The organism is Paenibacillus sp. P46E (assembly GCF_001909095.1).
GTDB lineage: Bacteria > Bacillota > Bacilli > Paenibacillales > Paenibacillaceae > Paenibacillus_AQ > Paenibacillus_AQ helianthi.
The window spans coordinates 116,673-140,430 of the sequence record NZ_LVYZ01000026.1; the positions used below are offsets into that span (position 1 = coordinate 116,673).

A 23,758-nucleotide genomic window follows, 5' to 3' on the forward strand; every position below is an offset into this window, starting at 1 on the left:
CAAAGTGGACTTCGGAAGATTAATAACCGCTATGGTAACCCCCTTTGACGGGGCTGGAGAGATCAATTGGGATGCCACTTCACAGCTCGTCGACTATCTCATTGAAGAGCAGAAATCCGAAGCGCTTGTGGTCTGCGGAACGACTGGAGAATCGCCTACCCTTAGCGATGAAGAGAAGCTGGAGTTATTCGCGTATGTACTTAAAAAGGCTGCAGGCCGTTGTAAAATCATCGCTGGAACAGGCAGCAACAGCACTAGACATTCTATACATCTGACACAAGCGGCAGAAAAAATCGGTGTGGACGGCGTGCTGCTGGTTGTTCCTTATTACAACAAACCGAATCAAGAAGGGCTATATCAGCATTTTTCTGCCATAGCAGGTGAGACGTCACTTCCTGTTATACTCTATAATGTTCCTAGCCGTACCAGCATCAGTATGAGTACAGCCACGACAATCAGGCTTGCCGATATTCCTAATATTGTGGCAACGAAGGAGTGTCTGTCTGTAGATCAAATTACACAGATTGTTTCTGCTTGCCCGGCTGATTTCCGCGTATATTCAGGTGATGATGCTGCTGGGCTTGCCGCGCTTGCTGTGGGGGGGCATGGCATCATCAGCGTAGCCAGCCATATCGTTGGGGAACAAATGGCAGAAATGATCCAAGCTTACGTCTCAGGCGATGTACGCCGGGCAGGGGCACTTCACCGTAAGCTGTTCCCTGTGTTCAAAGGGTTGTTTGAATGTCCGCAGCCGCTTCCGAATCCCTCGGCAGTGAAGTATGCACTTGGTCTGCGCGGTGTGGATGTTGGTACAGTTCGATTACCGCTTGTACCACCAAGCGAAGAAGAGGCTGCATTTATTACTGCACTTCTGAAGTAGTATTTGGATTTATCGCAGGTGAAAGCTTAAGCCGGTATTCCTTCCAAGGAGTACCGGCTTTTGTTGGTCTTGTGTCAAAATTATAAACACAATATTAAGTTTAATCCTCCTGCATAACCCTCAAGCCCAAGATGTTGAAACGTTTTCGTCTGCTTTTTTCTCAAATAAACCAATGAATTCAAGGAAAGAATAGGGTTACGGAGCCTATGACTTGTCTTTTGCCAAAAAAATCATGTATAATGTCATTAAGTGACTGGGTGCGGTAAAAATTAAATATGCGGTAATCTTCCGTCAATGTATTTTACATTGTGAGACAGGATAGGTCCTTGAATAAGTCTGTGCTAATGGAGCCGGATTCTCGCGCAAGGGGCGCGACAGTGAATTTTGACGGTGTTTTTCCGCTCAAGAAGGATTTCACTGCCCGATTAAGGAGTTTTCGCAGTGCGAAATTATACAGATTTATGGAATTTCTTTGTCAATTGTGGAAGATATCAGCAATTTGAAGATGTGTTCAGCGCCGCTGAAATAATGAAGCTTAATGTTTACAAATAAAAGTATGACGTCCAACATCATAGGAGGGTTAGATTCATTTGTCCAAAAAAAACAACAACGATAAATTGACGATTTTCGCTTTGGGCGGAGTCGGAGAGATCGGAAAAAACATGTACGTGGTTCAATACGGGAACGACATTGTGGTCGTGGATGCGGGACTGAAATTCCCGGAAGAAGATATGCTCGGTATTGACATTGTTATTCCTGATATCTCGTACCTCACAGAAAACCGTGACAAAGTAAGAGGTATTGTTCTTACTCACGGACACGAGGATCACATCGGCGGCTTGTCTTATGTTCTTAAGAATTTGAATGTTCCGGTGTACGGAACACGACTTACACTGGGGCTTGTAGAGAATAAGCTGAAGGAAGCGAACCTTCTTGGGGAAACCAAGCGAATTCTAATTAATGAGGATTCAGAGATCGAACTTGGAACCTCACTCAAAGTAACGTTCTTCAGAACGAATCACAGTATTCCCGATTCGGTCGGCGTATGTATCGAAACACCTGAAGGAAATGTTGTTCACACAGGTGACTTCAAATTTGACCATACTCCAGTCAATGGTCAATTCGCTAATTTACACCGGATGGCTGAAATCGGCCAAAAAGGCGTACTAGCACTTATGTCAGACAGCACAAATGCCGAGAAGCCTGGCTTCACTCCATCTGAAAAGAATGTCGGCATTGTTCTCGAGGATATCTTCCGCAAAGCCGAACAGCGGGTAGTGGTAGCAACCTTCGCCTCCAATGTACACCGTATTCAGCAGGTGGTGAACGCTGCGGAATCAACAGGTCGCAAGATTACAGTCATCGGCCGCAGTATGGTTAATGTAGTATCTATTGCCTCCGAACTTGGGTATCTGAATGTTCCGGATGGCATGCTTATTGAACCGGAAGAAATGAACAGAATGGCTGGAAACCGTGTAGTGGTACTATGCACAGGCAGCCAAGGAGAGCCTATGTCGGCGCTTACCCGTATGGCTCGCTCCAGTCACCGTAAAGTGGACATTCTGCCGGGAGACACCGTAATTATTGCGGCAACACCGGTACCGGGTAATGAGAAGTATGTCGGACGCACCATCGATGAGCTGTTCAGACTGGGAGCCAACGTCATTTACAGCGGTTCCAACTCCGGCGTTCACGTATCCGGTCACGGAAGCCAGGAAGAACTGAAGCTTATGCTTAATCTGATGAAACCGAAATATTTCATTCCTATTCACGGAGAATTCCGGATGCAGCGTAGACATGCATTACTGGCGGAATCCGTAGGTGTAGAACCAAGCAACATTTTCATCACTGAACTAGGTGAAGTGATTGAAATTTCCGGAGGCGCGGCACGCAGAGCCGGTAAGGTAACTGCAGGCAACGTGCTGATTGACGGTCTTGGCGTAGGTGATGTTGGTAACATTGTACTCCGTGACCGCAAGCTGCTCTCCCAAGATGGTATCCTTGTAGTGGTTGTGACGCTTAGCAAGCAGAACGGTGCTATCGTATCTGGACCTGATATTATTTCCCGGGGCTTTGTCTATGTACGGGAATCCGAAGGACTTCTGGACGAAGCAAACCGGATTGTATCCGGAACACTGCAGCGCTTGATGAGTGAGAAGGTCAATGAATGGGCATCACTCAAAACAAGCGTGAAAGATTCACTCGGCCGTTTCCTCTATGAGCAAACCCGACGCAGACCGATGATCCTTCCGATTATTATGGAAGTGTAATCAAGAATTAACCAGGCAGAAATATGTCCTATGATATAAGGACTTCTTTCATGAAATATGGAAATATAAGGATGTTTGTTGGTATACACATAAATCCTTTGGTAATTCAATAAGCAGGGCCAAAAGCCCCTTCTTCCCGGAAATATTGGACGGTTTCCACGGGAGAAGGGGTTTTTGCTGTGCCCGACCTTACTGTGCTGGACCGGAGACGGAGTCCATGGATACTTTATGAAGTCCTTGTGCATAATAGAGTCCCTTGTAACATCATACTAATCAAAGCTAGTATGGCTGCAGCCGATGAGTGCTGCAAGCAAAAAGGGAGTGCTGCGAACGATGGACATAACAGAAGGTGTAAATGTAAGTGCAAATGAGGAGGTTCTCCCGGATGTGGTGAAACCGCAGACCAGTGAGCCAATACCTCCAGGAGCAGCAGGCGTGGTGAAGGAACTGGGTCAGACTGCGGTTCCGACCGGAGAACCGGATATCTTTTGCATGACTATAATCGGTCAGATTGAAGGACATTTTGTCCTGCCTCCGCATAACAAGACCACGAAGTACGAGCATATTATTCCGCAACTAGTGGCCGCTGAACAGAGCAAAACAGTGAAGGGGCTGCTGATTATCCTCAACACGGTCGGCGGCGATGTAGAGGCAGGACTTGCCATTGCGGAGATGATAGCATCTCTGTCGAAGCCTACGGTAACAGTGGTCATTGGTGGAGGTCACAGTATTGGGGTCCCGATAGCAGTAGCCTCCAGTTATTCCCTTATTGCCGAGAGCGCGACGATGACGATCCACCCTATCCGTATGAATGGCCTGGTGATTGGAGTGCCGCAGACCTTTGAGTATATGGAGCGGATGCAGGAGAGAATGGTGAAATTTGTAACTTCCCATTCTAGGATTTCTGAGCAGCAGTTCAAGGATCTGATGTTTAAAACCGGAGAACTAAACCGGGATATCGGTACTGCAGTCGGCGGCTTCGATGCGGTCAAATATGGACTGATGGATGAGGTGGGTGGAATCGGTGCGGCGTTGTCACGCTTGAATGGAATGATTGCCGGAGATATTGCACAGTTACCTGAACAAATTATGCAAGGAGGGTTGACGCAATGACACTATATACGGTTATTCCGATAGAGCAGGTGTACGAAGGGGCAGTTAACTTTGTACAGCCGCTGGAGGAAGTCAGCATACATGGCATGCTGATGCAAGTGGAGCCAATGGAACACGGACAGGCACGTATCGTAAGACTGCTTGATTGCCCCCTTGAAAAGTATCTGGATTCGGCATTTTCACCGGGAGCTATTATCCGCTGGAATCCATGAAATTCTGTTTCTCTAGACTCTATAAAAGGTAATGCGAACACTGTACCAATAAGATGCATTTTCTGACAAAAGAGAACATAGGTACGCCACGCCATTATATGGTATAATATTTTACCGGGGGTGGCTGGTGTGGCTAAACGAAGAAAGAAAAAGAAAAAAGCACTGCTCGGCAGTGTTTTAAAATATGAAATCTACGGGATCATGCTGATAACAATATCCGTCATTGCATTATCCGGTGAGGCGGCAGTGGGGCGCTCACTTTCTAATATGGCAGGATATTTATTCGGGAGATTCTATTTTGTGTTACCGCTTGTCGGTATTTTTTATGGATTAATGGTAATGATTCACAGAAAGTGGCCTTCTACGTGGAACAGCCGTCATTCCGGTGTACTCCTGCTGGTACTTTCATTGTGTCTGATGAGTACGATTTCGGCAATGGAACAGAAATTGGGTCCATTATCGATGCTGCATCCTGGAAATGTATTGGCACAGATACAGAATGATTTGTCGGGTTCGCTTTCCTCGGGTGTAAGCGGCAGCGATGTGTACATGTTGGGTAAGGACATTAGCGGTGGTTATCTAGGAGCACTGGAGTATGCTGCATTATTGTGGTTATTCGGCAATCTGGGAGCAAAGCTGCTGATGATTGTCATGATGGCAATCAGCTTCATGCTGATTACGAATCTCTCTTATGTTGAACTGTTCACGCTTCTGCGAGTCCGGTTAGTGAAGCTGGTGGAAGACATCCGGCAGAGAGCGGCTAACCGCCCGGCTGCGGTACCTGTGTCTGCCAGACCGGATAGAACAAGGAGGAACACCGTTCCTCAGCCTGTCGAGGATGAAGACGAGGACGAGGACGAACGTCAGCTCCCTAACCGAAGCCAGCCGCAGTTCCTCAGAAGAATCGGAGGCTGGTTCAGTGGTGGACATAGGACTGGACCTTTAACTGAAGAAGAGCAGACTGAAGTTTCTAACAATGGGGATGTGGTGCTGACTGGTGCACATACGGAACCCATTCTGTCTGGCTTGCCTGCAGGAGAGGTATCCTATCTGGACGACGATGATGATTATATAGGTGATGATATTGAGCAGGCAACCCCAATTATTCGTGACTTCTTTGAACATATACGCACTGAAGGATTGAATGCGGAGGATCGTGAAGAGTGGAGTGAGTTCTCGCCAGCGGCGCGTAACGGAACGGTCAGGGAGGCCAATGCCGATTTACCTGTACCTTCACAGAGCAGCATTACGCCTGTAGAGGGCGGTTTGTCCGCAGAAGAACTGGTTCCAGTTGAGTTGAATGGACTGTTGGACTCTTCTGAGGGAGGAGAGCCTGTCCCGGTACCGCTTCCGCCGCCGAAGCCCTACAAGTTGCCTCCGTTCCGGCTCTTGGCCAAGCCTAACAACGGAGCCAAGGCGGGTGACCAGAACGATTACATGCAGACGGCCCGCAAGCTGGAAGCTACATTGGAGAGCTTTGGCGTAAGAGCGAAGGTACTTGAGGTTGTAAGAGGACCGGCAGTAACACGGTATGAGATTCAACCGGATATCGGGGTCAAGGTTAGCCGTATTGTTAACCTGACCGATGATATTGCGCTTGCACTGGCTGCCAAAGATATCCGCATGGAAGCACCGATTCCCGGTAAGTCAGCAATTGGGATTGAGGTGCCTAACCCTGAAGTATCGATAGTAACGATGCGTGAGGTCATGGAAACCCAGATTTTTCAGGATGCTGAATCCAGATTGTCGATCGCCTTTGGACGTGATATTTCGGGCCAGACAATTGTAGGTAATTTAGCTAAGATGCCCCATTTGCTGGTAGCGGGAGCAACAGGTTCAGGCAAATCGGTCTGTATTAATGGTATTATCACCAGTATTCTATATAAGGCTAAACCGAATGAAGTAAAATTTCTGATGGTTGACCCTAAGATGGTTGAGCTAAATGTATATAACGGGATTCCTCATCTGCTCGCTCCTGTGGTCACTGATCCCAAACGTGCAAGTCTTGCCTTGAAAAAGATTGTAGTGGAAATGGAAAAAAGATATGAGTTGTTCTCCAAGTCGGGCACACGGAATGTGGAAGGCTACAATAATCTGATGAAGGATAACCCTACAGCGGTATTGCCATACATTGTTGTGATTGTGGACGAGCTTGCGGATCTCATGATGGTCGCGGCGAACGATGTGGAAGATGCGATCTGCCGGCTGGCGCAGATGGCACGTGCAGCGGGTATTCACTTGATTATTGCCACTCAGCGTCCATCCGTAGATGTTATCACAGGGCTTATCAAAGCAAACATTCCTTCCCGTATTGCATTTGGTGTCTCCTCCAACGTGGATTCACGTACCATTCTGGACATGCCGGGAGCAGAGAAGCTACTGGGCCGGGGAGATATGCTCTTCCTGCCAATGGGTGCATCGAAGCCTATTCGCGTTCAAGGCGCTTTTATGAGTGACCAGGAAGTGGAAACTATTGTCCAGTATGTCAGCAGTCAGGGAGAAGCTAACTATGATGAATCAATCGTTCCTGAGGTAGATGATACAGTGATGGGAGAGGACGAGCCGCAGGATGAATTGTATGAGCAGGCCGTTCAAATTGTGCTCGAAGCGAAGCAAGCATCGGTATCGCTGCTTCAGCGGCGCATGCGTGTCGGGTATACACGGGCAGCTCGTTTAATTGATGCCATGGAAGCCCGGAGTATAATCGGGCCTTACGAGGGCAGCAAGCCCCGTGAGGTATTGATGTCAATGGAACAGTATCAGCACAACCGGATTAGTTCTTAGTTCTTGTTAGTATCCGCGACGAAGCCTCTTCCTTGAATGGAAGGGGCTTATTTATTTGCTTTTCTGTGAGAATCAAGGAAACAGTCTCTTTATTGAAGTTCTTTCTTAATGCATAGGATGCCCTGCCAGTCGTCATAATAACTTTAGCCATCCATGCAGAACTTACAATAGAAAGGTAGAGCGATCCCTATGAAAAAGCACAAGAAGTGGATATTTGCCGTACTAACCCTTGCATTGGCAACTGCTCCGTTTACAGGTTTATTTTTTAAAACAAATGGAGCAGTCTATGCGAATCAGAATAATAACGCATCTGTAACGATGAAAAGCACTTTGTCAGAGGAAGAGGCGTTGCCGGCATTCGGAACAACTCCGCTTAGAGTGGGCTCTTCTGGTCAGGATGTCTATGAACTGCAGGGAAGGTTGAAACACCTAGGATATTATGCGGGAGCCATAGATAGTCAATTCGGAGCAAAAACCAAGAATGCAGTAACCTGGTTCCAATGGAAATTTGGCATAAAAGCAGATGGCGTAGTCGGTGCAAAAACAAAGCTGAAGCTGTATAACGCCACAAAAGCCTGGAGGCCAACTGAACCGTCAACGAGTACAGCCCAAAAGACCGAAAGCAATGGAACTACCGGAACTTCGAATTCGGCTAACTCCAATACAGTCGAGTTGACCTCAGGGGATGCAATGGGCCTCTCGGAGAATGATCTCAAAATTATGGCGAATGCGGTATATGGAGAATCGCGTGGCGAACCATTTGAAGGACAGGTAGCCGTAGCTGCAGTCATCCTGAACCGTGTGAAATCACCTAACTTTCCAAAGACGCCTTCCGGTGTGATTTTTCAGCCGGGAGCCTTCACGGCGGTTGCGGATGGACAGATTTATCTTGAGCCTAATGAACAGGCACGCAAAGCCGTCCAGCAGGCACTTAACGGGTGGGACCCCTCGGGTGGCTGTATTTATTACTTCAATCCCAAAACAGCTACTTCCAAATGGATTTGGTCCCGTCCGCAGGTAAAGACGATCGGTCAGCATATTTTCTGCATGTAACCGTCAGTGGCGTAATGCCGGGCCATTCAGTATAAAACGGACCCATGAGCAACCGGTAATCTGCTTCCGGTTGCTTCCTTACTTTGGAATGGTTTAGAATGGATAATACTTCATAAACTTGTTGTATAGTGAGTGAACTTAAGCAACATTATTAAGTTCAGCATATATAGCAATTATTCCCGCCGCAAAGGAGTTTTTGACTTGACAAATACTGGGTTTCAACATGGCAGCGCTGCAGGTATGCGTATTCACGTACTTCCGACCAAGGCGTTCAAGACATTCGCCATCTCGCTCTATGCCGGCATTCCGCTTGACGAAAGTACAGTAACCCCAACAGCGCTGATACCTTTTGTGCTCCGGAGAGGTACTGCGAATTATCCCGAAACTACTCAGTTCCGTGAACGTCTGGAGGAGCTGTACGGTGCCGGATTTGGCTTCGATATCTATAAAAGAGGGGATTATCAGATCGTCCAGTTTCGTATGGATACGATCAATGATTCCTTTGTCCAAAGCAAGGAAAGCCTGCTGGGAGAATCATTCGCTTTTCTCGGAGATGTGCTGACGAAGCCGCTGCTCGAGGAAGGGAGCTTCCGTGCTTCTTACGTAGCCACTGAACGTGAAACTGTACGCAAGAAGCTTGAAGCCATCGTCAACGATAAAATCCGCTATGCGGCTGAGCGCTGTATTGAGGAAATGTGCCGCAAGGAGCCCTACCGGCTTCACCCGCTGGGTCAACGTGCTGATCTGGACAGCATTACCCCTGAATCCCTATATCAATCCTATAATTCCTGGCTGGAGGGAGCTATTCTTGATCTATACGTAGTAGGTGACACTACTCCAGAGGAAGTGGAACAGCTGGTCAATCGTCATTTCGGCCGCGCTCATGGCGAGACTGCAGTGTATTCCTCCAACTTTACACCGGTATCGGTGACAGAGGTCCGCACTGTGGAAGAGAAGCTCGATGTCAATCAGGGCAAGCTGAATATGGGGCTTCGCACTTCGATTACCTACAAGGACGACCGTTACGCTTCTGCACTTATGTATAACGGCATTCTGGGAGGCTATCCTCATTCCAAGCTGTTTGTGAATGTGCGTGAAAAAGAGAGCCTGGCCTATTATGCATCCTCGCGATACGACGGGCATAAGGGCATTGGAACCATTCAATCGGGGATAGAGACACAAAACTACGGCAAAGCTGTGGAGATCATCCGTAAGCAGCTGGATGAACTGAAGACCGGGAATATCAGTGATCTGGAGCTGAGTCAGACCAAAGCCATGATCCGTAATCTGCTCTCTGAAATTCAGGATTCTGCGTTTGAGATGATTTCCTTTGACTTTAACCGCCAATTATCCGGAAAAGAACGCTCAGCCCAGGAATTGATGGTCCAGGTGGACAACACGGGAATGGAAGATGTTAAGGCTGCGGCAGGCACCTTTGAGCTGGATACGATTTATTTCCTGACAGGGAAGGAGGAATAGCGGTGGAAAAGATCCATTACGAGAAACTTCAAGAAACACTGTATCACGAGGTTATGGATAACGGACTGCAGGTATATGTGCTGCCGAAGCCTGCTTTTCTCAAAACCTATGCCACCTTTGCAACCAAATACGGTTCCGTGGACAATCATTTTAAAGTTGCCGGAGGAGAAGAAACAACTGTTCCTGACGGCATAGCTCACTTTCTGGAGCATAAAATGTTTGAGGAGCCGGAAGGTGATATTTTTGCCACCTTTGCCTCCAATGGAGCTTCAGCGAATGCATTCACAAGCTTCGACCAGACGGTCTACTTGTTTTCTGCAACCGAAAATATTGAAACCAACCTCAGTACGCTTGTGGACTTCGTGCAGCATCCGTATTTCACTGATGAGAACGTGGAGAAGGAAAAAGGCATTATCGGCCAGGAAATCAACATGTATGCGGATAATCCGGACTGGCGTGTCTACTTCGGATTGATTGAAGCGATGTACGCCAAACATCCGGTTCATATTGATATCGCTGGTACCATCGAATCCATCGGCACGATTACCAAAGAAACGCTATATACCTGTTACAATTCCTTTTACCATCCCAGCAATATGCTGTTATTTATTGTGGGCGGTGTTGATCCGGAGAAGGTGTTTGAGCTGATCCGTACCAACCAGAGCGGCAAAGACTACGGCAAACAGGGTGAGATCGAAAGAATCTTCGAGGAAGAGCCGGTTCAGGTGGCTACTAAAGTGAAGGAAAGCAAGCTTGCTGTGTCTATGCCCAAGCTACTGTTTGGCTTTAAGGAGAAGGTGGAAAGCTTGACAGGGGAAGAGGCGGTGCGCCATGATCTGACGACCAAGCTGATGCTGGACCTTCTGCTGGGCAGCAGTACAGGGCTCTACCAGAAGTTGTATGACGAGGAACTCATCTCTGACAGCTTCGGGCATGAATTTAACAGTTCCCCGCAATATGCATTCTCAGCCATCGGCGGAGATACCAAGGACCCCGATCTGTTGCTCGAACGGATAAAGGATGAAATTAACCGGGTTCTGGACTCTGGCTTTGCGGAGAAAGATTTCGAACGGGCTCGCAAAAAGAAAATCGGAGGCTATCTTCGTATGCTGAATTCGCCGGAGAGCATTGCTCACGAATTCACACGTTATCAGTTCCGCGGAGGAGATTTGTTTGAAGTGCTTCCGCTTTATGAATCGATCTCGCTTGAAGAAGTTAACGCCCGTCTTCGCTCGCATGTAGATTGGGAACAGCTCGCCGTGTCGCTTGTGGTGAGTCCTTAATGGCACTTTCGGGAGAGAACAGCAAGCCAATAGGGGAAATGACGGTACTCGTTACAGGAGGCAGCGGGGGAATCGGCGGCGCCATTGCCGAGCGTTTTGCATCTGTAGGTATGAACATTGTCATCCATTACATGAATTCCCATGAAGCAGCAAATGATGTGGCCCGGCGCTGTATGGCGCATGGGGCTAAGGTTTTGACAGTGGCTGCGGATATGAAAGACCGCAGCCAGTTGGTGCGCATGGCAGAAAGGCTGGAGAGCAGTGGGCTGCAGCCGGACATCCTCGTGAATAATGCCGGGAAAGCCCATTACGGGATGCTGGCAGACATCACTGAGGAAGAGTGGGATGATATTATGGCGGTCAATCTGAAAGGCACCTTTCTGTGCAGTCAGATTTTCATGCCGTACATGGTATCCCAACGTTATGGGCGCATTATTAATGTATCCTCTGTATGGGGAATTTCCGGTGCATCCTGTGAAGTGGCTTACTCCGCAAGTAAAGGCGGGGTGAATGCCTTTACCAAAGCGCTTGCGAAGGAGCTGGCCCCTTCTGGAGTGACGGTCAATGCTGTAGCGCCCGGAGCTGTTCACACGGCGATGCTTTCCAATTTGCAGGAGGAAGAGATGCGGATGCTGGAAGAGGAAATTCCTGCGGGTAGGCTTGCTTCGCCGGAAGAAATCTCCTCTTTGGTCTATTTTCTGGCACTTCCCGAATCCGGATATATCACGGGGCAGATCATCAGTCCGAACGGCGGCTGGATTACCTGATGTTTAAGCATGAGGCTGCTTGGAGAAATGCTCCAGCATAAGATCATCCCCGCGGAGACATATTATAGCTGTTGCTTTTAAATCTCACGTAACCCACAACATTTTGAGGAGGATTTAAGATGTCAACAGACTCCGTAGTGAAAAACTTTGATACCTGGAAAAGCTTTCTGGGAGACCGGGTCATTCAGGCTGAAAAAATGGGGATGAATGAAGAAACCATTTCCAAGCTGGCTTTTGAAATCGGGGAATTCCTCGATAAAAAAGTCGATCCCGGCAACTACTCCAATCGGGCGATCAAAGAGCTGTGGGATGTCGGCACCGAGGATGAGAAGCATACCATTGCTTCCCTTATGGTCAAGCTGGCGAAGAAAAACGCATAGCTCACGGAACAAGCTCCCCTCGCGGGAGCTTTTCTGTAATTATTACAGCAGTGACCTTGCCTTTCAATTTTATTTTATATATCATTAACATGACCCGTGTTCAGAACACTTTGCCGAAGCCGGCTTTTTTGACGTATGGCGCAAAGTTAAGGGAAAAGGAATCTATGAGGTGTAACAAGTGGAATATAAACAATGGTATATGGAGTATAAGATACATAAGAACAGACCTGGTCTGCTTGGTGATATCGCTTCAATGCTCGGAATGCTGGAGGTCAACATCCTGACCATAAACGGGGTTGAAGGCAAGACCCGTGGTATGCTGCTGGAAACAAGTGACGATGAAAAAATCATGCTGATGGGCGAAATGCTCAAAAAAGTGGATAATATAACGGTTACCGCTCTACGTTCCCCGCGGCTTGTAGACAAGCTGGCAGTGCGGCACGGACGCTATATTGACCGCGACTCCGATGACCGCAAGACGTTCCGTTTCACAAGAGACGAGCTCGGGTTGCTTGTGGATTTTCTCGGAGAACTGTTTAAAAGGGAAGGGAATCAGGTTATAGGTCTTCGGGGCATGCCGCGTGTCGGCAAGACAGAATCGATCATCGCCGGCAGTGTTTGCGCCATGAAGCGCTGGACGTTTGTCTCATCTACACTTTTGCGGCAGACGGTACGCAGCCAGCTTGCTGAGGACGAAATGAATCCCCATAACGTCTTCATCATTGACGGCATCGTCAGTACGATCCGCTCCAATGAGAAGCATTATAACCTGCTCCAAAATGTGATGAGCATGCCAAGCACGAAGGTGATCGAGCACCCGGATATTTTTGTGCGGGAATCAGAATACAGCTATGATGATTTTGATATTATTATCGAGCTGCGCAATAATCCGAACGAAGAGATATTGTACGACTCGTTCACGACGAGCTACAGTGATGATCTATAAATACACATAATTTAGGAGGTGATGGTATGTCGGAACTTGGCCGGCATTTGAAGGAGGCGCGTCTACAAAAAGGGATGAGCCTTGATGATGTCCAGGAAGTAACGAAAATTCGCAAAAAATATTTAGAGGCCATCGAAGCGGAGGATTATAAAGTGCTCCCGGGAAGTTTTTATGTCCGGGCATTCATCAAAACCTATGCGGAGGCCGTTGGCGTAAACCCTGACGAGCTCATGGAGGAACATGGGAATGTACCTGCCGCTCCGGTAGATACCACAATGGAGACGGTCATTCAGAAACGCAGCCGCAGACCTGAAACGGAACGGAATGCCAAATGGCTGCCTACGGTCTTGATGTGGACCTTTCCCGTGATCATTATTGTGGTGATATATCTGTACGCTTCTTCCAATATGAATAACAAATCAGATCCCGACAAAACTGAGCCTGCCAGTATAACCAGTGCAACACAAGATCCATCGAAGGTTGAGCCTTCGCCCACAGCTGTGGGGGGAGGGGCGGTCATTCCATCGGCATCGGCAGGAACAGATACCGGTACAGCGACACCTGAGGCAACAATAGCTCCTTCAGCTACTCCGCTTCCAACGCCATCCTCTCAGGAGGTTACGGTCACACAGGACAGGAAATCCGGTAAAACAACGGTGTATAAGGTTTCTGCCCCTGCCGGAAGTGCAGTTCAGGTACAGATTGCTGCGACCGGAGTGAGCTGGCTTGAGGTATACAAGGGCGAGAATTCCAGAGGAGAGAAGCTGAGCTTCGGCAATACTGCCGCTGGTGACAATATGAGCTTCACCCTTGACAGTGAAGGGATGTATATCAAATCCGGGTACTCTCCTGCAACACAGATCACAGTTAACGGACAGGTAATTACGGATGGCAAAACTTCATCCCGGCTTCTTTTGGAGTTGGATGATGGTTCGGCTGCAGGCACAGCCGGAGTACCGGACACCGGTACAACCGATCCAGGTACAACGGGAAGTCAGGAAACTACCACTACTCAAGAGGGCACGACTACGGAATAAAGCGTTCAAGGTATAGACTTTGGCTTTTTGGAGAACCTAAGACTGACTTACAGTTCTTACGCCAAAGTGAGGTGTATTCTCTCATGACCGTTAGCTGGATCGTAACAGGGCTGGGCATTATCGTCAGTCTCCTCGGATACTATTTGACACCGAGTGCCTGGGGTTATGGAATTCTGGGCTTTGGGCTGGCACATGTTCTGCTGGGGATTCTGGATATGTTCCGGGCTCCCTCACGCAGCAGACAGTAGCCTGCAAGCGGCGTCCCTTGAACCCTAGGTTAAGGGGAATGTTATCTGTTTATACAAGAATGGCTCCACTATGTGGGGCTGTTTTGTATGTCGGGTCCCCGCAAGCTTCCCATAATTAGACTTAAGAGTTCCTTTCTCATATAATAGGAAAAGAATATTTGTAAACAAAGGAAGTGGATTTATGAGTTCGGAAAGTTCATTTGATATCGTATCCAAAATGGATATGCAGGAGTTAACCAATGCCGTTCATCAGACGGAGAAGGAAATTGATAACCGTTTTGACTTCAAAAATAGCAAAAGTAGTCTAAAGCTGGAGAAGGACGCACTTATCATCGCTTCGGAGGATGAGTACAAGCTGAATGCCGTCATTGATATTTTACAGTCAAAGATGGTCAAACGAGGAATTACACTCAAGAATCTGGATTTTGGCAAAATTGAGCCCGCCTCGCTGGGATCTGTACGGCAGCGGTTGGGACTCAAACAGGGAATTGATCAGGAGAATGCCAAAAAAATCAACATTCTGATCCGCGATTCTAAATTAAAGGTAAAGAGTCAGATTCAAGGGGACCAAATCCGCGTAACCGGCAAAAGCCGTGATGATCTGCAGCAGATTATACAGATTCTGCGCAAAGCAGATTTGCCGCTGGATCTGCAGTTCAACAACTTAAAGTAACTTTTGTACCCCGCACTGCTTGCGCTTATCTCGCCTGCGGGGTGCTTTGTGTTTTTTTTGACACCTACATAGGGCTATAATATACTTGCCTAAGCAGTTTTTAAGAAAATAGTGGATTATCGGATTCGTATGGATCAAGGGAGGAACTTCTGTGAATTTGCCTAACCGCATTACGCTTGCCCGTATTTGCCTCATCCCGATTATGATGTTTTTTTTGCTGGTGAATTTCAGCTTTTATCCGGAACCGATTCATTGGGGATCGTTCCAGCTCTCCATTAATCATCTGATTGCGGCAGTGATTTTTCTGCTTGCAGCCAGTACGGATGGCATAGACGGCTATATAGCCCGGAAATACAACATGGTCACCAATCTGGGCAAGCTGCTAGATCCCCTTGCGGACAAGTTGCTGGTCTCGGCTGTACTGATTTCCCTGGTAGAACTGGGCAGATGTGACTCTTGGATTGCCATCGTCATTATCAGCCGTGAGTTCGCAGTAACGGGCTTGCGACAAGTAGCACTGCTCGAAGGTAAAGTGGTTGCTGCTAGCAAATGGGGCAAGATTAAAACTGTGATTCAGATTGTCGCCATATCGCTTCTGCTGCTCAACAATTTTCCGTTTCAATTTGTCAGCATTCCTGTAGATGATATTGCGATCTGGGCAGCGGCAATTGTTACCATCTATTCAGGTGTTGACTATTTCGTGAAAAACAAAGATTTATTGCAGCTCCACAACGCTTAATTGAACTGCACAGAATCATTCATTATGTACATTCAGGAGGAGAAAGCCAGCGATGAAAGCAGAAATTATTGCCGTCGGCACAGAACTTTTGCTCGGGCAGATTGTAAACAGCAATGCACAGTTTCTTTCAGTAGAGCTGGCAGCACTCGGAATCGATGTTTATTTTCAGACCGTTGTTGGAGACAACAGCAGCCGTTTACAGCAAGCCATAGAAATTGCCCGCAGCCGTGCGGATGTTATTCTGTTCACCGGAGGGATTGGTCCGACCGAAGATGATCTTACCAAAGATGCATTAGCTGCATCCGTAGGACGCAGTTTGCATATAGACCAGCTTGCCATGGATCATGTTCAGCGGTTTTTTGATGAACGCAAAATGGTTATGACCGAAAACAACCGGAAACAGGCTCTGATTATTGACGGAACAACGCCACTCCCGAATGAAACGGGGCTGGCTGTCGGTCTTGCTTTTTCCGATGGTGGAAAGTTCTACATTGTACTCCCAGGACCTCCGCGCGAGATGAAGCCAATGTTCACAGGCCAGGCTAAGCCTTGGCTGCAGCAGCATGCCTTGACGGATGAAATGCCGATATACTCCAAAATGCTGAAGTTTGCCGGTATCGGAGAGTCGCTTCTTGAAGATAAACTGATTGACCTAATCCGGGGCCAGACCGATCCGACCATCGCTCCATATGCCAAGGAGGGTGAGGTAACGGTGCGTATCTCCACCAAAGCCCCTTCGGAGCAGGAAGCTATGAAGAAGCTGGAGGTACTTGAGAAGTCCATTCAGGAGATTCTGCCTGAGCATATGTATGCTAATATTAATGTGCCGCTTGAGCAGGTGATTGTGGATTGGATGGTAGAAGCCGGCCTGACTTTGAGTGCGGCGGAGAGCTGTACAGGCGGTCTTCTAATGGAGAGCATTACAAATATTCCGGGTAGCTCGTCTATGTTCCTCGGAGGGATCGTATGCTATTCCAATGATATGAAGAAGAAGCTGCTGAACGTACCTGCAGCCCTGCTGGAGGGTCCGGAGGCCCCTGGCGCAGTCAGCCGTGAGGTGGCTGAGGTGCTTGCAGATCAGGTGAGAATGACCGCCGACAGCGACTTTGGATTGTCGGTTACCGGTGTAGCAGGTCCGGGATATTCTGAGCGCAAGCCAGTAGGGTTAGTATTTATCGGACTGGCTGAACGCGGCCGGCCTACGGAAGTCTATGAACTTAATCTTAAAGGCACTCGCGAAAATATCCGCCTGCGAACCGTTAAGGCGCTTTTATACCGTCTCTGGCGCAGGCTGGAGGAGCGTAAGGCAGCTACACCGCCGGAAGGGTCAGCCTTGCAATAACCTTCCTGTCCAGTATATAATTTATTCATACGGAAGAACCGTGGCACTGAGATATCCTTGCTGCGGTTTTTTGTTTATTCTTATGAAATGAAAAAGCAGCCTGTCCCTGTAAGAAGGTACTGTCCGACATCCGGTGAATGAATAATCTGGCCCAGCGTCAGATCTGGAAGGAGGCTTACAATAAAAGGGAGTAACATCCCTGGGGACAAAAAAAACGAATGTATGTTCGAAAAAAAGCTTGGCAAGACCTCCAAAACACGTTATTATAATACTATAAACAGTGAAGGAAGTGGTCTGATTGTCAGATCGTCGTGCGGCGCTTGATATGGCGCTTCGTCAAATAGAAAAACAATTCGGTAAAGGTTCGGTTATGAAATTGGGAGAATCCACTCACATGAAAGTGGAAGTCGTACCTAGCGGATCTTTGGCACTTGATATTGCATTAGGTATAGGCGGACTTCCTAAGGGACGTATTATTGAAGTATATGGACCGGAGTCTTCCGGTAAGACAACTGTTGCCCTGCACGCTATTGCTGAAGTGCAGAAGGCAGGCGGACAAGCTGCATTTATCGATGCCGAGCATGCACTTGATCCTAAATACGCCAAAGCGCTTGGTGTAAACATCGATGAACTGCTGCTATCCCAGCCTGATACTGGTGAGCAAGCCCTTGAAATCGCTGAAGCACTTGTTCGCAGTGGCGCGGTTGATATCATCGTAGTAGACTCGGTGGCAGCACTGGTTCCAAAAGCGGAAATTGAAGGCGACATGGGGGATTCCCATGTAGGCTTGCAAGCACGTCTGATGTCCCAGGCATTGCGGAAGCTGTCGGGAGCAATCAACAAATCCAATACTATTGCTATCTTCATCAACCAGCTTCGTGAGAAGATTGGCGTGATGTTTGGTAACCCGGAAACGACACCTGGCGGCCGGGCACTGAAATTCTACTCTTCCGTACGCTTGGATGTGCGCCGCGTAGAGAGTATCAAGATGGGTAATGATGTTGTGGGTAACCGCACCAAGATTAAAGTCGTGAAGAACAAGGTCGCTCCTCCATTCAAACAAGCAGATGTGGATATCATGTACGGCGAAGGCATTTCCCGTGAAGGAAGCCTTGTGGATATCGGAACAGAGATGGATATCGTGAATAAGAGCGGGGCTTGGTATTCCTATGAAGGTGAACGCCTTGGACAAGGCCGTGAGAATTCCAAGCAGTTCCTCAAGGAGCATCAGGATATTGCCTTACTAATTGAGAATAAGATTCGTGAAGCCAGCAATTTGTCAACGCTTGTGGCTGCACCTTCGGAATCTGAAGTAGTAGCAGAGCAAGAGGAAGAAGAAAAGCTCCTGCTTGAAATCGAATAACTTGATATTCAATCATTTGTAATTGAATACTAGGTAAGAGTTCAGGCGCCCTGTGAATGATCATAGCAGGGCGCTTTTTCGCAAATGAATAAGATTTACATCAGTAATGAGGTGATAGGGCAACTATGGTAATCCAATTAAATCCTGAACCTGAAGAGCAGGACGAGCAGATCTTAGCGAATTTTCCTGAGGATGAATTACTCGAAATTACGCGTGTGGAGCGTCAGAAGAAGTCAGACCACCGTTATATTATACATTTTGGTGCATATCAGCTGGCTGTTCATGAAGATGTCATGATTAAATACCGGATGATTACGGGGAGCTCCTTCATGAAGACCGATCTGGAGGAGATCGTTGTAGCTGATGAGCGGCAGCGGGCTTATGTGGAGGGTCTGCGCTATTTGGAGCGCAAACCGCGAACGTCACAGGAAATGGCCCGTCGTTTACGGGAGAAGGAAATAGGAGAGACTATTATTGCTGAAGTTCTGCTGCGTCTGCAGCAGGAGCGCCTTCTGGATGATCCCTTATACGCCAAGCAATGGGCGGAGCAGCGCATGAAGAATCAACGCAAAGGCAAGCTGTGGATCCGCCAGGAACTGCGTGAGAAGGGCATCGACAAGTCACTAATTTCTGAAGCATTGGAGAATATTACTCCTGAACAGGAGCTGGAAAGCGCCCTGCAGACGGGACGGAAGAAATGGAAATTGATCCGCGGCGATGTGAATGACAAGCGGAGGAAGACCGGGGCTTTCCTCATGCGGAGAGGTTTTTCCGGGGATATGGTACGTCAGGTGCTGAATATTTTGCGTGAGGAAGAGGATTTTGAGGGCGAAGAAGAGGAGATTTACTTCCCTGACTGATTGTCTTGACTTTAATGCAGTTATCGACTCTCTTGACAATGTCTTTTTATAAATAATAAAATATAACATGAATCGGCATAAATAAGATATCCTTTTTCCTTCCCAAAAAGCAGACTCTTATAATGCGGTTCGCGTACAACTCATATGAAATGTAATCGCCGGATAAGGCGGGCAGTGTGCATGTGCAGCATGTGCAGTATGGCAATCGGTGTATTACCGGTTTTTTGTATGGTGATGAACGGATTAGTTTAACAACTGCACAAATTCCCAAGCTTAGTTCTTGGAGGAACCAACGAGGAGGTGAACAGAATGCAAACTGCAATCTGGGTCATAATCGTTCTCGTTGTAGCTGCATTATTCTTTGGATTCGGTTATTTTATTCGTAAATCCCTTGCAGAAGCTAAGATTTCCAGTGCTGAGAAAGAAGCCCTAGTCATCGTGGAGAACGCGAAGAAAGAGGCAGAAGCGCTGAAGAAGGAAACGGTACTTGAAGCTAAGGATGAGGTCCATAGAATCCGTACCGAAGCTGAAAAAGAAACTCGTGAACGTCGGAATGAAATCCAACGGCAAGAGAGACGTTTGCTGCAAAAGGAAGAATCGCTGGATAAAAAAATGGAATCGCTCGAACGAAAAGAAGAACAAGTAGCTAACAAAGAGAAACGAATTGACGAAACACAACAGCAAATTGACGTTATTTACAAGAATCAAGTCACTGAATTGGAACGCATCTCCAATCTGAGCATCGATGATGCCAGAAGTATCATTCTCAGCAATGTTGAGCAGGAAGTTCGCCACGAAACCGCTCAGATGATCAAGGAAATTGAGCAGCAGGCCAAAGAAGAAGCGGACAAAAAAGCCCGTGAAATTATTACCTTGGCGATCCAACGCTGTGCAGCTGATCATGTGGCGGAAACAACCGTGTCGGTCGTAACACTGCCTAATGAAGAGATGAAGGGCCGGATTATCGGCCGCGAAGGCCGTAATATTCGTGCACTGGAAACCCTCACTGGTATTGATCTCATCATTGATGATACTCCGGAAGCGGTTATTCTGTCAGGCTTTGACCCGATTCGCCGTGAAGTGGCCCGTACGGCACTTGAGAAGCTTGTAGCTGATGGTCGTATCCATCCGGCTCGGATCGAGGAAATGGTAGAGAAGTCCCGTAAGGAAGTGGATGAACGGATTCGTGAATACGGTGAACAAGCTACCTTCGAGGTTGGCGTTCACGGATTGCATCCAGATCTGATCAAAATCCTGGGCCGTCTGAAATTCCGTACGAGCTATGGTCAAAATGTACTCAAGCACTCCATGGAGGTTGCTTATTTGACTGGACTGATGGCCGGTGAGCTTGGGGAAGACATCGTGCTTGCAAAACGCGCCGGACTGCTGCATGATATCGGCAAAGCGCTGGATCATGAAGTGGAAGGTTCGCACGTGGAAATCGGCGTCGAGCTGGCGAAGAAATACAAGGAACATCCAGTGGTTATCAACAGTATCGCATCCCATCACGGCGACTGCGAAGCTACTTCGGTTATCGCCATGCTGGTTGGAGCAGCTGATGCTTTGTCGGCCGCACGCCCTGGCGCACGCCGCGAAACCCTGGAAACGTATATCAAGCGTCTGGAAAAGCTGGAGGAGATCTCCGAATCCTTCGAAGGTGTGGAGAAATCCTACGCCATTCAAGCGGGCCGCGAGGTACGCGTGATGGTTCAGCCTGAGAAGATTGACGATGCAGAAGCTTTCCGTCTGGCACGCGACATTACGAAGATGATCGAGAGTGAACTGGATTATCCGGGTCACATCAAGGTTACTGTAATCCGCGAGACACGGGCTGTAGAATACGCAAAATAACCAAGGAAATCGGCCCCTCTGTGGGGCCTTTTTTCTTTCAGGAGGAGAAAATCATTAAAGTACTATTTATTGGAGACATTTGCGGGAATACAGGCAGAAAAGCGCTTCGCGAAATGCTGCCTTCCCTGAAGGATAAATATCAGCCGCATATTATTATCGTAAACGGCGAGAATGCTGCTGCCGGCCGGGGAATTACCTCTGCCATTGCCAATGAATTCTTCAATTGGGGAGTACATGGCATTACAATGGGGAATCACACTTGGGACAACAAAGATATTTTTGAATTTATTGATGACGAGCCGCGCCTCATCCGTCCGGCTAATTTTCCTCCGGGAACGCCAGGCCGCGGGTACACGGTGATCAAAGCAAACGGCAAACAGCTCGCGATTGTCAATCTGCAGGGACGTACATTTTTGCCGGCCATTGATGATCCGTTCCGTATTGGTGAAGAGATTGTGGAAGAGCTTCGGCAGAAGCACAAATGCATCCTTGTTGATTTTCATGCTGAAGCAACGTCTGAGAAAATAGCGATGGGTTATTTCATGGATGGACTGGCTTCTATTGTGGTTGGAACGCACACCCATGTCCAGAGCAATGACGAGGTCATCCTGCCAGGAGGAACGGCATACTTGACAGATGCCGGGATGGTTGGTTCAAGAGAAGGAATATTGGGTATGGAAAAGGATGCGGTGCTGTATAAATTTACTACTCAGCTTCCGGCAAGGTTTGTGGTGGATGAAGGCAAATGGATGCTGCATGGATTGTTCGCCGACCTTGACGAAGCTACGGGTAAGGCCACTCGCGTGGAGAAGATACGGCTGCGCGAAGGCGAATGGCTAATGAGTTAAGCTGCATGACAATTAAATAGGGTTTTCGAGAAAAATCGTTGGTTTTGGGTAAAGTGTGATATTTATTATATCGAAAAAGAGTATCTTTTGTCCTAATTTCTCCGGAATGGTCCGCAAAAAGAAGGAATTAATTCTTCTAGCGCGAATAACATCTACAGTAGTGGAAGAACACCATCATTTTCCCAGGGGAGGTACTTACTATGGATGTATTAAAAGTATCAGCTAAATCCAATCCAAATTCCGTCGCCGGCGCATTAGCGGGTGTTCTTCGTGAACGAGGATCGGCCGAGCTGCAAGCCATTGGAGCCGGAGCACTGAACCAAGCCGTTAAAGCAGTTGCCATTGCCCGGGGATTTGTTGCACCTAGCGGTGTAGATTTAATCTGCATCCCAGCTTTTACAGACATAGTGATAGATGGAGAGGATCGGACCGCGATTAAACTGATTGTAGAACCCAGATAATAAATAGTCTTAAGGGATGTAATTAACCATCCTCGTGAACTTTTGGAATGAACCTGTTTACTTCGGTAAGCAGGTTTTTTGCTGCACATAATTATTTTATGGATGCCAAGTCGGAGGATGGATTATTGCAGCATATGCTTTGTAATAGATCTATACCCAAAACGAAAGCGAGGTTTGATGCAGGGATGGGTAACGGGAAATTGAAAGTAACGGATTTTCACTGTGATGTCCTAAGCAAGCTGCAGGCATCTCCGGATATCGACTTCATGAAGGACAGCCGGCTGGATGTAACTTTGGAACGTTTGCTGGCAGGTGGTGTCGAACTGCAGATTTTTGCAATCTTTTTATCTGCGCAGCGGGAAAAAGCGAGCTTTGAACGGATTCTAGGACAAATTGAATCGTTCCGGGCACATGTAGCCACTCCAGGCGGCCTGCAGTGGCTTTGCTGGAAGGAGGAGACACCGGAAATGGCTGATGGACCCACAGGATGGGGAATGCTCTCCCTGGAAGGCGTGGACGGTCTGGAGGGCAACCTGTTCTATGCCCAGTTATGCTTTGAGCTGGGCGTGCGTTTTATGGGTCTAACCTGGAATTATGCAAATTGGGCGGCGGACGGCGTACTGGAGCCACGGAATGGCGGTTTTACGGAACAGGGGCGCAGGCTGATTGAGTGGTGCAACAAAAGCGGTATGCTGCTGGATGTGTCGCATCTCGCGCCAGCTGGTTTCTGGGAGCTTACGGAGCGGAGTGCACACCCTTTTATTGCCTCGCATTCCAACGCAGCTGCCGTATGCGGACACCCGCGCAATTTGAGCGACGAGCAGATTCAGGCGCTGGTGGCAATGGATGGGCGGATCGGGCTGACTTTTGTTCCTTGGTTTGTCCGGAATGGAGGGGGAGCGAAGGCGGAGGATGTGTTGCGTCATATCGAGCATGTCTGTTCTCTTGGCGGTTCCAGGCAGATTATGTTCGGGTCGGATTTTGACGGCATTGATGCCTGGGTAGAAGGTCTTGAGCATCCGGGGAAATATGCAGAATTCGCCGAGCTGCTGCTGGCACATTATCCTGAGGAAGACGTACGGGGGTGGCTGCACGGGAATGCACTGACATTTCTGGCAACAAATCTGCCGTCGAAATCAAGCCAGCCTTGAGCTTCAAGATTCAGCCGG

22 protein-coding genes are annotated in these 23,758 nt (G+C 48.0%); all 22 read left to right on the forward strand.

The features are described from left to right. The first annotated feature begins 4 nt into the window (after window positions 1-4). Window positions 5-880: a 4-hydroxy-tetrahydrodipicolinate synthase gene (dapA, locus tag A3849_RS05745; protein WP_074110546.1), complete on the forward strand. Its 876-nt coding sequence runs from the start codon at window positions 5-7 to the stop codon at window positions 878-880. Window positions 881-1,470: 590 nt separating this feature from the next. Beyond that, window positions 1,471-3,150: a ribonuclease J gene (locus A3849_RS05750; RefSeq protein WP_074110547.1), complete on the forward strand. Its 1,680-nt coding sequence runs from the start codon at window positions 1,471-1,473 to the stop codon at window positions 3,148-3,150. 333 nt (window positions 3,151-3,483) lie between these two features. Beyond that, on the forward strand, window positions 3,484-4,263 hold the full coding sequence (locus A3849_RS05755) for a ClpP family protease (RefSeq protein ID WP_074110548.1): 780 nt from the start codon (window positions 3,484-3,486) through the stop codon (window positions 4,261-4,263). Further along, window positions 4,260-4,475 (forward strand): YlzJ-like family protein, encoded by a 216-nt coding sequence (locus A3849_RS05760; protein ID WP_074110549.1) that lies wholly within the window; start codon window positions 4,260-4,262, stop codon window positions 4,473-4,475. Before A3849_RS05755 ends, A3849_RS05760 begins: the two co-directional genes overlap by 4 nt. A gap of 129 nt (window positions 4,476-4,604) precedes the next feature. Continuing rightward, the gene (locus tag A3849_RS05765; RefSeq protein WP_074110550.1) at window positions 4,605-7,259 is read left to right on the forward strand and encodes an FtsK/SpoIIIE family DNA translocase; all 2,655 of its coding nucleotides are present in this window, start codon (window positions 4,605-4,607) and stop codon (window positions 7,257-7,259) included. Window positions 7,260-7,448: 189 nt separating this feature from the next. Further along, entirely contained in the window at window positions 7,449-8,312 is an 864-nt protein-coding gene (gene sleB, locus A3849_RS05770; RefSeq protein ID WP_074110551.1) for a spore cortex-lytic enzyme, read from the forward strand. A gap of 201 nt (window positions 8,313-8,513) precedes the next feature. Continuing rightward, a complete protein-coding gene (gene yfmF / locus A3849_RS05775) occupies window positions 8,514-9,791 on the forward strand; it encodes an EF-P 5-aminopentanol modification-associated protein YfmF (RefSeq protein WP_074110552.1) in 1,278 nt (425 codons plus the stop codon). A gap of 2 nt (window positions 9,792-9,793) precedes the next feature. Beyond that, complete coding sequence (gene yfmH, locus A3849_RS05780) at window positions 9,794-11,074, forward strand: EF-P 5-aminopentanol modification-associated protein YfmH (protein WP_074110553.1); 1,281 nt, start codon at window positions 9,794-9,796, stop codon at window positions 11,072-11,074. Next, the gene (ymfI, locus tag A3849_RS05785; RefSeq protein WP_074110554.1) at window positions 11,074-11,841 is read left to right on the forward strand and encodes an elongation factor P 5-aminopentanone reductase; all 768 of its coding nucleotides are present in this window, start codon (window positions 11,074-11,076) and stop codon (window positions 11,839-11,841) included. Before yfmH ends, ymfI begins: the two co-directional genes overlap by 1 nt. A gap of 119 nt (window positions 11,842-11,960) precedes the next feature. Beyond that, window positions 11,961-12,221 (forward strand): DUF3243 domain-containing protein, encoded by a 261-nt coding sequence (locus A3849_RS05790; RefSeq protein ID WP_074110555.1) that lies wholly within the window; start codon window positions 11,961-11,963, stop codon window positions 12,219-12,221. Window positions 12,222-12,399: 178 nt separating this feature from the next. Beyond that, on the forward strand, window positions 12,400-13,167 hold the full coding sequence (locus A3849_RS05795; protein ID WP_074110556.1) for a DUF3388 domain-containing protein: 768 nt from the start codon (window positions 12,400-12,402) through the stop codon (window positions 13,165-13,167). A gap of 26 nt (window positions 13,168-13,193) precedes the next feature. Next, window positions 13,194-14,204, forward strand: a complete 1,011-nt coding sequence (locus A3849_RS05800) for a helix-turn-helix domain-containing protein (protein WP_074110557.1) — start codon at window positions 13,194-13,196, stop codon at window positions 14,202-14,204. Window positions 14,205-14,287: 83 nt separating this feature from the next. Beyond that, window positions 14,288-14,452, forward strand: coding sequence for a hypothetical protein (locus A3849_RS32750; protein WP_167374677.1), 165 nt, complete (start codon window positions 14,288-14,290; stop codon window positions 14,450-14,452). Between the two features lie 181 nt (window positions 14,453-14,633). Further along, the gene (locus A3849_RS05805) at window positions 14,634-15,125 is read left to right on the forward strand and encodes a YajQ family cyclic di-GMP-binding protein (protein ID WP_074110558.1); all 492 of its coding nucleotides are present in this window, start codon (window positions 14,634-14,636) and stop codon (window positions 15,123-15,125) included. 151 nt (window positions 15,126-15,276) lie between these two features. Continuing rightward, the gene (gene pgsA / locus A3849_RS05810) at window positions 15,277-15,864 is read left to right on the forward strand and encodes a CDP-diacylglycerol--glycerol-3-phosphate 3-phosphatidyltransferase (RefSeq protein ID WP_074088211.1); all 588 of its coding nucleotides are present in this window, start codon (window positions 15,277-15,279) and stop codon (window positions 15,862-15,864) included. A gap of 52 nt (window positions 15,865-15,916) precedes the next feature. Then, window positions 15,917-17,206, forward strand: coding sequence for a competence/damage-inducible protein A (locus tag A3849_RS05815; protein ID WP_074110559.1), 1,290 nt, complete (start codon window positions 15,917-15,919; stop codon window positions 17,204-17,206). Window positions 17,207-17,504: 298 nt separating this feature from the next. Further along, window positions 17,505-18,569: a recombinase RecA gene (recA, locus tag A3849_RS05820; RefSeq protein ID WP_074110560.1), complete on the forward strand. Its 1,065-nt coding sequence runs from the start codon at window positions 17,505-17,507 to the stop codon at window positions 18,567-18,569. A 125-nt stretch (window positions 18,570-18,694) separates the two neighbouring features. Beyond that, window positions 18,695-19,429 (forward strand): regulatory protein RecX, encoded by a 735-nt coding sequence (locus tag A3849_RS05825; protein ID WP_074110561.1) that lies wholly within the window; start codon window positions 18,695-18,697, stop codon window positions 19,427-19,429. 309 nt (window positions 19,430-19,738) lie between these two features. Continuing rightward, entirely contained in the window at window positions 19,739-21,280 is a 1,542-nt protein-coding gene (gene rny / locus A3849_RS05830; protein ID WP_074110562.1) for a ribonuclease Y, read from the forward strand. A gap of 53 nt (window positions 21,281-21,333) precedes the next feature. Continuing rightward, window positions 21,334-22,128: a TIGR00282 family metallophosphoesterase gene (locus A3849_RS05835; RefSeq protein ID WP_074110571.1), complete on the forward strand. Its 795-nt coding sequence runs from the start codon at window positions 21,334-21,336 to the stop codon at window positions 22,126-22,128. 200 nt (window positions 22,129-22,328) lie between these two features. Then, window positions 22,329-22,589, forward strand: coding sequence for a stage V sporulation protein S (locus A3849_RS05840; protein ID WP_019910496.1), 261 nt, complete (start codon window positions 22,329-22,331; stop codon window positions 22,587-22,589). Window positions 22,590-22,774: 185 nt separating this feature from the next. After that, window positions 22,775-23,740, forward strand: coding sequence for a dipeptidase (locus A3849_RS05845; protein ID WP_074110572.1), 966 nt, complete (start codon window positions 22,775-22,777; stop codon window positions 23,738-23,740). The last annotated feature ends 18 nt before the right edge of the window (window positions 23,741-23,758 follow it).

What these genes read in the sequence shown, in the direction of transcription:
- A3849_RS05755 (WP_074110548.1), top strand. Translation starts at nt 3,484, where the DNA reads ATGGACATAACAGAAGGTGTAAATGTAAGTGCAAATGAGGAGGTTCTC.
- A3849_RS05845 (WP_074110572.1), top strand. Translation starts at nt 22,775, where the DNA reads ATGGGTAACGGGAAATTGAAAGTAACGGATTTTCACTGTGATGTCCTA.
- A3849_RS05760 (WP_074110549.1), top strand. Translation starts at nt 4,260, where the DNA reads ATGACACTATATACGGTTATTCCGATAGAGCAGGTGTACGAAGGGGCA.
- A3849_RS05805 (WP_074110558.1), top strand. Translation starts at nt 14,634, where the DNA reads ATGAGTTCGGAAAGTTCATTTGATATCGTATCCAAAATGGATATGCAG.
- A3849_RS05825 (WP_074110561.1), top strand. Translation starts at nt 18,695, where the DNA reads ATGGTAATCCAATTAAATCCTGAACCTGAAGAGCAGGACGAGCAGATC.
- A3849_RS05815 (WP_074110559.1), top strand. Translation starts at nt 15,917, where the DNA reads ATGAAAGCAGAAATTATTGCCGTCGGCACAGAACTTTTGCTCGGGCAG.
- A3849_RS05840 (WP_019910496.1), top strand. Translation starts at nt 22,329, where the DNA reads ATGGATGTATTAAAAGTATCAGCTAAATCCAATCCAAATTCCGTCGCC.
- A3849_RS05790 (WP_074110555.1), top strand. Translation starts at nt 11,961, where the DNA reads ATGTCAACAGACTCCGTAGTGAAAAACTTTGATACCTGGAAAAGCTTT.
- sleB (WP_074110551.1), top strand. Translation starts at nt 7,449, where the DNA reads ATGAAAAAGCACAAGAAGTGGATATTTGCCGTACTAACCCTTGCATTG.
- rny (WP_074110562.1), top strand. Translation starts at nt 19,739, where the DNA reads ATGCAAACTGCAATCTGGGTCATAATCGTTCTCGTTGTAGCTGCATTA.
- ymfI (WP_074110554.1), top strand. Translation starts at nt 11,074, where the DNA reads ATGGCACTTTCGGGAGAGAACAGCAAGCCAATAGGGGAAATGACGGTA.
- A3849_RS05800 (WP_074110557.1), top strand. Translation starts at nt 13,194, where the DNA reads ATGTCGGAACTTGGCCGGCATTTGAAGGAGGCGCGTCTACAAAAAGGG.
- A3849_RS32750 (WP_167374677.1), top strand. Translation starts at nt 14,288, where the DNA reads ATGACCGTTAGCTGGATCGTAACAGGGCTGGGCATTATCGTCAGTCTC.